This window comes from Microvirga sp. RSM25, from assembly GCF_044784385.1.
In the GTDB taxonomy this organism is placed as follows: domain Bacteria; phylum Pseudomonadota; class Alphaproteobacteria; order Rhizobiales; family Beijerinckiaceae; genus Microvirga; species Microvirga tunisiensis.
On record NZ_CP173039.1, the window covers coordinates 1,659,441 to 1,671,941 of the forward strand.

Genomic DNA, 12,501 nt, shown 5'->3' on the forward strand with positions numbered 1-12,501 from the left:
TTCCGAAAATGCGGATTGAGGAGATTGCTCCGGGGCAGAGCCTCACGGGCATCGAACCCGCCCAGATCGTGACTGTCGTTGCCACAGTCCCGATCGGGGAGGGTGCTGTACAGCTCATCTACAGAACGCCGGACGGCGCAATGAAGGAGCGGATGCTCGGCCGCGTCGACGAGGCGACGATCGACAAGGCTGTCGCCGGCCGGCCCTTCTCCTTTGACGGGGATGGAGCTGCCTTCCAGCTGACATGCGAGGCGAAGCGGATCGACCTCGCCTTCCTGTTCGATCCGATGATGGCAGTGCACACCTCGAACGTGCAGCCCCTCCCGCACCAGATCACGGCCGTCTACGAGTCGCTTCTCCCCCGGCAGCCCCTGCGGTTCGTGCTGGCTGACGATCCGGGAGCCGGAAAGACGATCATGGCCGGGCTCTACATCCGCGAGCTCGTCATGCGCGCGGACGCCCGCCGCATCGTCATCGTCTCGCCAGGCAGCCTCGTTGAACAATGGCGTGACGAGCTGTTCGAGAAGTTCGGCCTTGAGTTCAAGATCTATTCGCAGCTGCTCGAGCAAGCCTCGCCCAGCGGAAACCCATTTGAAGACCATCACCACCTGATCGTCCGCCTCGACCAGGCGTCCCGTAACGAGGAACTGCAGGACAAGCTCTGCGCCGCAGGCTGGGACCTCGCCATTTTCGACGAGGCTCACAAACTCGGAGCCCACTACTTCGGCTCGAAGCTCGAGAAGACCGGTAGGTATCGCTTCGCCGAGAAACTCGGGGCCCACACCCGCCATCTGCTCCTGATGACGGCCACACCGCACAACGGCAAGGAGGAGGACTTCCAGCTCTTCCTCGCCCTGCTGGATTCGGACCGGTTTTACGGGAAGTTCCGGGATGGGGTGCACAAGGTCGACGCCTCTGACCTCATGCGCCGGATGGTCAAGGAGGAGCTCGTCAAGTTCGACGGCACCCCTCTCTTCCCGGAACGCCGTGCCTACACGGTCAACTACACCCTATCTGACATCGAGGCCACCCTCTACGAGGCGGTGACGAACTACGTACAGACCGAAATGGGCAAGGCGGACGAGCTTGAGGGGGCGCGGAAGGGCTCGGTGGGGTTCGCTCTAACTGCCCTGCAGCGACGTCTCGCATCGAGTCCAGAGGCTATCTACCAATCCTTGAGACGACGCAGGGAGCGGCTTGAAAGCCGCCTCCGCGAGGAAAAGGTCGGAATCCGCGGTAGGCGCGCCCTGGCGGATACCTTAGACAATGCTCCGGAGGACGAGGACGATCTGAGCGCCGAAGAGCAGGAGAACCTTGAAGAGGCCCTCATCGACGATGCCACCGCAGCCCGGACGGTGACAGAGCTCGAGGCTGAAATCGTCAGCCTCAAGGGGCTTGAGCAACAGGCGAAGCACGTCGTCGCGTCGGAGCAGGATCGCAAGTGGGACGAGCTGTCGAAGATTCTGCAGAACGAGTCCGAGATGCGTGACGCCTCAGGTCGTCAGCGCAAGATAATCATATTCTCCGAGCATCGGGATACGCTGAACTACCTCCACCGGCGCATCGCCGGCGTTCTTGGGAGCGACGAGGCCATCGTGACGATCCATGGCGGCACTCACCGGGACGAGCGCCGACGGGTCCAGGGGCTGTTCCGCACGGACCCCAACGTTTCAGTGCTGATCGCGACCGATGCTGCCGGCGAAGGCGTGAACCTCCAAAACGCGAACCTCATGGTCAATTATGACCTCCCCTGGAACCCAAACCGTCTCGAACAGCGCTTCGGCCGTATCCACCGCATCGGTCAGACTGAGGTGTGCCACCTGTGGAATCTTGTCGCCAAGGAGACGCGCGAGGGCGACGTCTATCACAGGCTGCTCAAGAAGCTGGAGATCGAGAGCGAGGCTCTGAAGGGGCGGGTGTTTGATATCCTCGGCGAAGTCTTCGAGGATAGGAGCCTCAAGGACCTCCTCATGGACGCCGTCCGCTATGGCGACCAACCGGAGGTGCGGGCGCGCCTGTCGCAGAAGGTCGACGCCGCGCTAGACCACGACCACCTGAAGGCGCTACTCAACCGGAACGCGCTCTCGCAGGAGGTGATGAGCCCAGAGAGACTCTTCGCCGTCAAGGAAGAGATGGAGAAGGCGGAGGCGCGACGGCTCCAGCCCTACTTCGTCCGCGCATTCTTCTCGCAGGCCTTTAGTGCCCTCGGCGGGGCGATGCACCCGCGCGAGGCCGGGCGGTACGAGATCACGCACGTCCCTGTTTCCATCCGGGAGAGAGACAGGCGCATCACAGGAAGAAATCGCCGGGACCAGGAGCCCGTCTTCAAGAAATACGAGCGCATTTGCTTTGAGCGGGAGGCAATTCAGCCGCTGGATAGACCAGGACTGAGGCGCGCGGATCTCATGCACCCGGGCCATCCGCTCATGCTCTCCGTGTCAGACCTAGTGCTGGAGCAGCATGCTAATCTCCTCCGTCAAGGGGCCGTTCTGGTCGACCCTGCCGATGTCGGAACGGAGCCCTGGCTCATGTTCCTGCTGACCCACGAGGTGAAGTCGGGCGACGCAACCGTTCTCTCGAAACGCCTCCAATTCATTCGGGTTGGGCCAGACGGGAAGGCCACGTTCGCTGGTTGGGCCCCGCACCTCGACCTGGAACCTTTGCCAGCGGAGGAACTCGACCTCGTGAAGGATGTCATCAACGCGCCCTGGATTTCGGCGGACCAGGAAGCCCGGGCCGTATCGCTCGCCGCGAACACCCTGGTGCCGGAGCATTACGCCGAGGTAGCGGAGCGCCGCATCGAGCACATGGACAAGACCCTAAGGGCAGTCCACGAGCGGCTCACGAAGGAGATCGCTTTCTGGCAAGACCGCTGGATCAAGCTGAAGGAGGACCTCGACGCGGGACGTGACGTGCGGCTCCCGTTCGATAATGCACGCCGGACGCTCAGCGATCTCGAAGGACGGCTTGAAAACCGCAAGCGAGAGCTTCAGTCTATGCGCCACGTCGTCAACGGCACGCCCCTGGTCCTGGGCGGTGCGCTGGTCGTTCCCGGTGGTCTCATGCGCTCCCGCCGAGGCGAGGAGCCGACTGATCCAATTGCAGCGACATTCGCGGCGGACGCCGCAGCTCGCGCACGAATCGAAAAGATCGCAATGGATGCGGTCCGTCGCGCTGAGGAGGCCAGAGGGTGCCACGTCGTCGACGTCTCTGCGGAGAAGTGCGGGTGGGATCTAACGTCCTACCCTCCCGTCATCGAAGGCAGGTCGCCGGATCCGCGTCACATAGAGGTGAAGGGAAGAGTGAAAGGCGCATCCACCGTTACGATCACGCGAAACGAAATGCTCTATGCCTTCAACCAGGGTGAAAAGTTTGTCCTGGCGATCGTTTTGGTCGGTCAGGGCGACACGATTGACGGGCCCTACTACATCCGGAACCCTTTCGATCGGGAGCCCGCCTGGGGGATTGCGTCAGTAAACTTCAATCTAGCCGACCTCTTGGAACGGTCTGAGGTACAATGACCAGTCTTTATCTGAACCATCTAGAGCTCAGAAATTTCCGCTGCTTCAAAGCATGCTCACTCGAGTTGCATCCTGAGCTAACCGTCCTTGTGGCGGAGAATGGCAGTGGAAAAACTGCACTGCTCGATGCCGCGGCGCTGGTACTTTCGCCATTCGTCAATGTCATGACTGCCGCCGATCAGTATAAAAAAGTTGGATCAGGCCGATGTTCGACATAGCCCTATGGGCGCCGAACAAATGGAGCCCGAGTTGCCAACGAGTGTCGTTGCGCAGGGGGGCATCGCAGGTAAAGAAATTCAGTGGGAGGTGAACCTAGCAAGCCTCGGTGAGAGGGCGCGTCCGAGCATCCGCGGCCTATCCGGTCTACGGAGCGCCGCACTCAAACTACGCGAGGACGCTTCATTGCTGCCACTTGTAGCATATTATGGAACAGGCCGTCTTTGGGGTGAGGACAAGACTTATCAAGGAAGGCGCACATCACTAACGGATGTTGACGAGCGAATAGAGGGCTACCGCGATTGCCTTTTGCCATCATCAACATTCAACGGAATTGCAGCTTGGTATGAACGTCGCATGAGCGAGCTACAAGCTCCCGCGTTCAAGGAAAGTATCCTTAGCAATACGGCATTCCTTGAAGCTGTACGTAACGCTGCCTCTACAGTTCTCGCTCCAACCGGATGGCATAATCTTAGATGGGATACCACGCTTGGAAGCTTGGTAGCCGACCATCGCGTTCACGGCAAATTGCCTATTTCCTTTCTTAGCGATGGTGTCCGAAACATGCTTGCTCTCGTCGCTGACGTCGCGCGACGCTGTGCGAGTTTGAACCCTCACTTAGGCGTGGAAACTGCTCTCCGCACCCCGGGAGTGCTATTGATCGATGAGGTCGACATGCACCTTCATCCCCGCTGGCAGCAGCTTATTGTTGAGCTGTTACGGAAAGCCTTCCCATCTTTACAGCTGGTTGTAAGTACTCACAGCCCGCACGTGCTTTCTACTGTTCATAATAGATCAATCCGCGTCATTCGGATCAGTGATGGTCTCGCAGCCATTCGAATCCCAACGCTTCAGACACGCGGAGTTGAAAGTGCTGATGTTTTGGCCGCAGTAATGGATGTGGATCCGGTGCCGCAAACACCGGAGGCGAAAGACCTTAGCATCTACCGAGGATTGATCGAAGACGGGCGGGCAGCGTCCGCTAGCGCAATCGAACTGCGCTCAAAGCTTGTAAGGCACTTCGGAGATCATCATCCCGTAATACTCGATTGCGATCGCCTCATTCGGTTCCAAGAATTTCGGCTGCGACGCGGACCTGAAAGATAATCTTATGCGCAAGCTAGAACGCAGCAACATCCCTGAACCTCAGTGCCTACCCTCCTACGAGCACGGTCGTCATACCTGGAATGATTTGGAGCCTAAACATAAGGACGAAATAAGAGTTCATCTAGAGCTGTTGCAAGGCCGCCGATGCGCATACTGTGAGGGGGCTCTCGAAGAGCTTGGGGATCATATTGAGCATTTCAGGACGAGAAAAAGATTTCCTAAGCTTACCTTTAGCTGGCGAAACTTATACTGGTCTTGCGACAAAACCGACTCCTGCGGGCACTTCAAGGACAACGGCGCTGGAAGCTATGATCCAGATGACCTTATTGATCCCTGCTGTGATGATCCAGATGTGTATTTCCTTTTTCGAGCTAACGGCACAATAAGCATCAGATCAGGACTTACTGAAAGACAGCAACGCAAGGCGTCGGAAACACTTCGTGTATTCAGTTTGGATCCTGAGTGGGGACGTCTGCGGAAAATGCGAATGAAGGCTGTTTTCGGTTATGTAGAAGATGCTAATGCAGCGATTGAAGAAGGTTTCGGAGTTGCCGAATTGCATGCGTATTTTAGGGATGAGCTGCGCGCTACTGAGAAGCAGCCATTTGCGACTGCAATTAGACATGTTCTAACAGAAAGATAATTCCCTTATGGCGTATGCTGTTAAAGCTCCAAAAAAGCTGATCGAAGTCGCGCTTCCTCTCGACGCAATCAATGCCGAAGCCGCTCGTGAGAAATCAATTCGCCATGGCCATCCGAGCACTCTTCACCTTTGGTGGGCACGACGGCCCTTAGCAGCAGCGCGTGCCGTGATATTCGGCCAGCTCGTTAACGATCCGTCTTGGAAATGGGAGATGGAACATCCCGGTGAAATCCCGCCAAATCATCTCAAGGCCTCGTGGGCCAAGAGCCGAAAGCGCCTGTTTGGGATCCTTGAGGATCTTGTAAAATGGGAGAGCACAAGGGATGAGGATGTTCTCAACAGGGCGCGGGTTGAGATCCAGCGATCGTGGAAGGAGACATGCGAGCTCAACAAGGAGCATCCAGAAGCAGGCACCCTGTTCAATCCTGAGAGGCTTCCGGGCTTTCATGATCCTTTCGCAGGAGGCGGCGCTATCCCGTTAGAGGCTCAAAGGCTGGGCCTAGAAGCCTATGCAAGTGATCTTAATCCAGTCGCTGTGCTTATCAATAAAGCAATGATCGAGGTGCCGCCAAAGTTTGAAGGAAGAGCACCCGTCGGCCCTTTACCGGAGAGTGAGAGAGTAGCTCGTCTTAATCTTACCCAACCGTGGTTAGGAGCAGCCGGATTGGCTGAGGACGTGCGCCGTTATGGCGCCTGGATGCGGGAAGAGGCTAAGAGGCGCATTGGGCATCTCTATCCACCTGTCGAGATCACTGCCGAGCTGGCGGAGAACAGACCGGATCTGAGGCCACTTGTTGGACGGCGGCTTACTGTTATCGCTTGGATTTGGGCTCGTACTGTTAAAAGCCCGAATCCAGCATTTCGGCATGTGGACGTACCACTTGCGTCAACATTCATGCTGTTCACGAAGCCTGGAAAGGAAGCCTACGTTGATCCTGTAGTTGAGGGCGACAGCTATGAATTTAAGGTTAGGGTTGGTAGGCCCGTAGATAGCAATAAGGCGAAGAACGGTACCAAGCTATCGCGTGGAGCGAACTTCCAATGCCTGATGTCCCGGACGCCAATTCCGAGCGATCATATCTATGGTGAAGCAAACGCTGGACGCATGGGCGCAAGGCTCATGGCGATAGTTGCAGAAGGAGACAGCGGTAGAGTCTACTTATCGCCAACACAAGAGATGGAAGCGATTGCCCGTCAAGCCTGTCCCGACTGGAAGCCAGAAATTTCGATGCCGGAGAACCCGCGCTGGTTCTCGCCCCCTTGTACGGGCTCAAGACATATGGCGACCTGTTTACGCCGCGCCAGCTTGTGGCACTTAATACCTTCGTGGACTTGATAAATGAAGTGCGCAGCCGAGTTAAGCAAGATGCCATAGCTGCTGGGATGGCCGACGATGAAAAGGGGCTTGCCTCCGGAGGTATTGGAGCCACGGCCTATGCAGAAGCTATTGCTATATATCTCGGCTTCGCAATTGATAAGAGCGCTGACTACTGGTCATCGATCTGCAGCTGGATCAACACTATAGGCGCGATAAGGAATACATTTGCTCGCCAAGCTATTCCTATGAGCTGGGATTACGCTGAAGTAAACTCCTTCAGCGACTCTACCGGCAATTGGATGGCAATGGTTGATTGGGTGTGGAAGTCACTTTGCCAAGTTCCTGCAAAGCCTGGCGGCATCGCTCAGCAAGTAGAGGCTCAAGGTCAGTCACTCTCTAGCAGACGAGTAGTTTCTACTGATCCGCCATACTATGACAACATTGGTTATGCTGATCTATCAGACTTCTTCTATGCATGGTTACGTCGAACCACTCGGTCAACATATCCAGACCTCTTTGCCACCCTTACGGTCCCCAAGTCTCAAGAGTTGGTGGCAACCCCTTACCGGCACGGAGGCAAGGAACCGGCGGAGAAGTTTTTCTTGAAGGGTATGACGGAAGCAATGCATCGTCTGTCTGAGCAGACGCATCTCGCGTTCCCGACCACGATTTACTATGCATTTAAACAGTCTGAGACGACCAGCTCGGGAGGCACAGCCAGTACTGGTTGGGAAACGTTCCTTGACGCGGTAATCCGCGCAGGTTTTGGACTAACCGGCACATGGCCGATGCGTACTGAATTCGCTAACCGTCCGATCAGTGACGGGACGAACGCACTCGCATCAAGCATCATTCTTGTTTGTCGGCCACGCGCCTCCGACGCGCCCACAATCTCCCGAAGAGTTTTCATTCGAGAACTTAATCAGGTGCTACCCGAAGCCTTAGACGAAATGACTCGAGGCTCCGGCGAGGACCGCTCCCCCGTTGCTCCCGTAGACTTATCTCAAGCGATTATCGGCCCAGGAATGGCAGTCTTCTCTAAGTATGCCGCAGTGCTTGAGGCGGATGGCACACCAATGACTGTGCAAACAGCTCTCAGGCTGATTAATCGATTCCTTGCGGAAGATGATTTTGACCCTGATACGCAATTCTGCCTCCATTGGTTTGAGCAGCATGGCTGGAGCGAAGGACGGTTTGGCGATGCGGATACCCTCACTCGCGCCAAAGGAACCTCTGTCGATGGAGTAAAGCAGTCCGGAGTTATCTATGCTTCTGGGGGCGTCGTGCGTCTTCTGAAATGGGCGGATTACCCGGATGATTGGTCCCCGGAGACAGATTCTCGGCTTCCTATCTGGGAAGTGCTTCACCAACTTATCCGCGTTTTTCGGACAGAGGGTGAGATGGGAGCAGGTGCAGTTTTAGCCGCCGTTGGAACCAAGGTCGAGGCAACGCGTCAGCTCGCGTACCGACTTTACACGCTGTGCGAACGGGCTGGGTGGGCCGAGGACGCGCGGGCATACAATGAAATCATAACAAGCTGGAGTGCTATCGAGGCAGCTGCCGCCAAGGCTGCAGGTCCGAAACAAGCCTCCCTGTTCGACGCCTGAGGAAGCTTACCATGAAGCCTTGGAGAGAAATCGCCGTTCCCCACCGTGACGTTCTCGGCGGCACGTTCCAACAGTCCGAGTTCGCAGCCGACATTACGGCTGTGCATACAAGAAGGGCCAGCCCGGAGTATCAGGATGCTGCTTCGTTTTTCGAGCGCACCTATATCACTGAGGGCATGCGACTCCTCTTGACACAGGTGGCGCAGCGCTTGGCCGGCAGGGGTGGCGAGCCCGTCATTCAGCTCCAAACCGCGTTCGGCGGCGGCAAGACGCACACGATGCTCGCCGTCTACCATCTCGCGTCACGGAAATGCGAGCTTTCGCAGATGGCTGGAGTACCGGAGCTCGTCGACCGTGCTGGTCTGATGGACGTTCCTAAGGCGATGGTCGCCGTCATCGACGGCACCGACCGGGCGCCTGGTCAATCTAGAATGGAGGGGAAGCAGGAGATCAGGACGCTTTGGGGCGAACTCGCATGGCAGCTAGGTAAGGCTGAGGCATTCGAGTTCGTCAAGGAGGCCGACGCGAGCGGTACCTCTCCTGGCAAGGATGTTCTCCGGAGTCTGCTTGAGCGCTACTCGCCTTGCGTGATCCTGATCGACGAGCTTGTCGCTTACGTCCGGCAGTTCTCGGAAGGCCAGCAGTTGAGCGGCGGCACGTACGACAGCAACTTGTCATTTATCCAGGCACTGACAGAGGCCGTGAAGCTCGTGCCTACGGCGATCGTCCTTGCATCCCTTCCAGAATCAGAGGTCGAAGCTGGAAGCCAACGAGGTGTTGCGGCACTGAGAGCTCTCGAGAAAACCTTCGGGCGCGTTCAGGCACTTTGGAGGCCTGTCGCGACGGAGGAGGCGTTCGAGATCGTACGTCGACGGTTGTTTGAGCCGGTTCGCGATGCGGCGGCACGCGATGCCGTATGCCGGGCGTTCGCCGACGCCTATGTGGCGGAGGGGGCGAAGCTTCCATCCGAAACGCAGGAGGGACGTTACTACGATCGCCTCGTGCAGGCTTATCCGATCCACCCTGAAGTTTTCGACCGCCTCTACGAGGACTGGACGACGATCGACGGCTTCCAGCGTACCCGCGGCGTCTTGAAGCTGATGGCGAAGGTCATCTACCGGCTTTGGAAGGACGACAACAAGGACCTCATGGTACTGCCTGGAACGCTTCCCCTGTATGATGGCAGTGGCCGAAACGAGCTGACCTACTACCTGCCGGCAGGCTGGGATGCCGTCATCGAGCGTGACATCGACGGGGATCGTGCCGAGACGACGGAGCTTGAAAACAAGGAGCCTCGATTCGGCCAGCTTCATGCCGCCCGCAGGGTCGCTCGGACTATCTTCCTAGGTAGTGCCCCTTCCTCGGTCGTTAACCAGTCCGGCATTCGTGGTCTGGACCGAGCCCGAATCCTATTGGGATGTCTCCAGCCGGGGCAAGCCTCCTCTAGCTACGCTGACGCTTTGAACCGACTGTCGGATCGTCTCCACTACCTTAATAGCTCGGGCGACAGAACCCAGGATGCAACGCGGTATTGGTTTGACACGCGCGCCAACCTTCGGCGCGAGATGGAAGATCGTAAGCGCCGCTACAATGATGAGACGGATGTCCGAGGCAAGATCGCCGAGGGCATGAAACGCGTCGTGGGTACTACCTCCTTCTTCGACGGAACGCACATCTTCACGCCTCATGCCGACGTCCCGGACGACAGCGCCCTCAGGCTGGTGGTGCTGCCGCCCAAGATCTGGCATTCCCGCGATGAAGCCCGAATCGCCGAGGAGGCGGTGCTGGATTACGTCCGCAATAACGGACCCAAATCACGGTATCGTGGTAACCGCCTGATCTTCCTGGCGGCCGATCATGGCGCTCTGGCCCGCCTCAGCGATGCTGCCCGGGTCGTGCTCGCGTGGAGCTCAATCGTCGACGATATCAAGCAGGGGCGCCTCAACATCGACCTGTTGCAACAAAGGCAAGCGGAGAAGGAGCTCCAGACTGCCCAAGACGTGCTGCCACGCGCGATTCGCGAATGCTTCAAGTGGCTGCTGTGCCCCGGCCAGGAGAATGCGACGGATCCGAAGCCCCATGTCGAAGCCTTCGCCCTCAATACGAGCGGCGGCTCGCTGGTAAGCGAGATCGAGCGGGTATGCCTCGATAATGAGCTTGTTATTACGACGTGGTCGCCGATCCATCTTCGGGCGAAGCTGAAGGAGCTTTACTGGAGGTCTAGCGAGCCCGCAGTGAAGGCAATGACGTTCTGGGAGGACACCCTCCGGTACCTCTACCTTCCGCGCCTGAAAGACCGTGAGGTGCTCAGCAAAGCCATCAGGAACGGGGCGGCCAGCCGGGATTTCTTCGGTACCGCATATGGGAAGACTGGTGACGTTTTCGAAGGCTTCCATCTAGGGATGGGCGACGTTCAGTTCGATGACACGCTGCTGCTCATCGAACTCGACGCTGCGAAAGCTTTCGAGGAGGCGAGCCGGCCAAAGCTGAAACCGGAACCCGAGCCAGAGAAGCCGAATGAGGAGCTAGTATTCGACAAAGACCCGCTGGCCAACGACGACGTGAGGGGGCGACAGGAGCCATCTGGAGGGCAATCCAAGCTGCGGTCCTTTCATGGTGCGGCCGACATCCTACCAGCTACTGCGAAGATGAGGATGATTCAGCTTGCAGAGGAGATCGTGAGCTTGCTCATGACCGATCCTAACGCGCAGGTGAAGGTAACAGTGGAAATTGCAGCAGAGTTCCCGAACGGTGTAAGTGATCAAGTTAAGCGAGCAGTGTCGGAGAATGCACGCAGCCTTGGGCTTAAGGTCGCTGACTGGGAGTAGGACTGGTAAGTGGTTCAATGTTCTGAACAGCACTTTCAGTGTGCAATCTATGCTTGGATATAGGCGCAAATCCTTCAGGGCGGCTCATTCATTCCTTGCAGAACTCAGAGCTGAGCCTTCGAATTTCGACGCACTCTGGTCTCTTCAACGCTTGCTAATTCGAGAGATCAGACGGGTCGAGGAGAGGATCAGGGCATCGAAGAAAGAACTAAAATCGCTCGAACTGGTAAGCTCTGATAAGGGCTCGGAAAGGCGCATCAGCTATTTGATAAACCGCGTCGAGCGTCTCCGAAGCCTAAACTTCGTTTGGAAATGCTTCGGAGATGCTGTCGCCTTCCTCTACATGGACAAGTTTGCACTGAAGCAGACATATTATAGCACCTATGGTTCTAGCCCTAAGCAGGACGCCGGGTTCCTCACCGACAAGGAAGGATTTGAGGCCGAGCTGGCTCTGCTTGAGAAAGCACTTGCAGACGGCTTTCCCGCTCTCTTGGTGGATCTTACCAACACGATACGGCACGGAGACGTCTGTTTGATGATTGGTCCTGACCCACATTTGGTTGAAGTAAAAACTGGGCGCAAACTCGACAAACGCGGCAAGAAGCAGGCAAAGAGCATCGAGCAGCTACATGATTTCTTCGAAAGTGACGTCGCTCATGGGCTGCGAGGCATGCGGGAAATTTACCGCGTAGAATATCAAGGATCGGACCAATCTTACGCTATCGAGATCAACAATTGCATAGAAAAGGCGTATGAGACTGGCTCTGCTCTGATAAATCCGGAAACTGGCCTCTATTTTCTTGCAATTACAGATGACCAACCTCTCGGGAAGCTGTTCCAACAAATAGATGTAAGGCGACCTTGGGTTCTTTATCTGAACCAGTTCAAGGCCAATCGGAACTGGATGCCATACTACCCTTTCTCGCTAACAATCAGGACCGAGAGGCACCTCTATGACTTTTTCCGAGGAGAGCTTCATCTCCTAACTGTCATAGATGTCGAGGCCCTGCGGGATTTGGCGGCCGAAAAGGGCTTTATTGCTAATTTTGACCCAAGCGATCTGGACACACCATTCAAACTTACAAAGCCAGGAATCACTGGGCGGGCTGGCATATCTGCTCACCTTCTAAAGAGGATCGGCCTCGAGTTCACCTCTCCAAGGTGGATCGTGGATGGGGTTATCGAAGGCTTCAGACGAAACATCAGAGGTGTGCAGGATGGTGCTGCACAATGACCGGAGCCTAACCATCCAAACCATTTC

The 12,501-nt window shown here is 56.8% G+C and carries 8 protein-coding genes; all 8 read left to right on the plus strand.

Annotation, left to right across the window (positions count from 1 at the left end; genetic code table 11):
- Positions 1-8 precede the first annotated feature (8 nt).
- Genes ACD578_RS07880 through ACD578_RS07915 form a run of 8 tightly spaced genes read left to right on the plus strand, consistent with a single transcriptional unit; the run spans position 9 to position 12,474 of the window.
- Positions 9-3,521, plus strand: coding sequence for a helicase-related protein (locus tag ACD578_RS07880; protein WP_404292137.1), 3,513 nt, complete (start codon positions 9-11; stop codon positions 3,519-3,521).
- Positions 3,518-3,739 (plus strand): AAA family ATPase, encoded by a 222-nt coding sequence (locus tag ACD578_RS07885; RefSeq protein WP_404292139.1) that lies wholly within the window; start codon positions 3,518-3,520, stop codon positions 3,737-3,739. The genes ACD578_RS07880 and ACD578_RS07885 overlap by 4 nt, the downstream gene beginning before the upstream one ends.
- Before the next feature lie 31 nt (positions 3,740-3,770).
- Entirely contained in the window at positions 3,771-4,844 is a 1,074-nt protein-coding gene (locus ACD578_RS07890; protein WP_404292140.1) for an AAA family ATPase, read from the plus strand.
- Between the two features lie 4 nt (positions 4,845-4,848).
- A complete protein-coding gene (locus tag ACD578_RS07895) occupies positions 4,849-5,487 on the plus strand; it encodes a retron system putative HNH endonuclease (protein ID WP_404292142.1) in 639 nt (212 codons plus the stop codon).
- A gap of 7 nt (positions 5,488-5,494) precedes the next feature.
- Positions 5,495-6,823, plus strand: coding sequence for a DUF1156 domain-containing protein (locus ACD578_RS07900; RefSeq protein ID WP_404292143.1), 1,329 nt, complete (start codon positions 5,495-5,497; stop codon positions 6,821-6,823).
- Positions 6,796-8,412, plus strand: a complete 1,617-nt coding sequence (locus tag ACD578_RS07905; RefSeq protein WP_404292145.1) for a DUF1156 domain-containing protein — start codon at positions 6,796-6,798, stop codon at positions 8,410-8,412. The genes ACD578_RS07900 and ACD578_RS07905 overlap by 28 nt, the downstream gene beginning before the upstream one ends.
- Positions 8,413-8,423: 11 nt before the next feature.
- Positions 8,424-11,240 carry an ATP-binding protein gene (locus ACD578_RS07910; RefSeq protein WP_404292146.1) on the plus strand — a complete coding sequence of 939 codons (2,817 nt, stop codon included), beginning with the start codon at positions 8,424-8,426 and terminating at the stop codon, positions 11,238-11,240.
- Positions 11,200-12,474, plus strand: coding sequence for a hypothetical protein (locus ACD578_RS07915; protein WP_404292147.1), 1,275 nt, complete (start codon positions 11,200-11,202; stop codon positions 12,472-12,474). Before ACD578_RS07910 ends, ACD578_RS07915 begins: the two co-directional genes overlap by 41 nt.
- Positions 12,475-12,501: the final 27 nt, after the last annotated feature.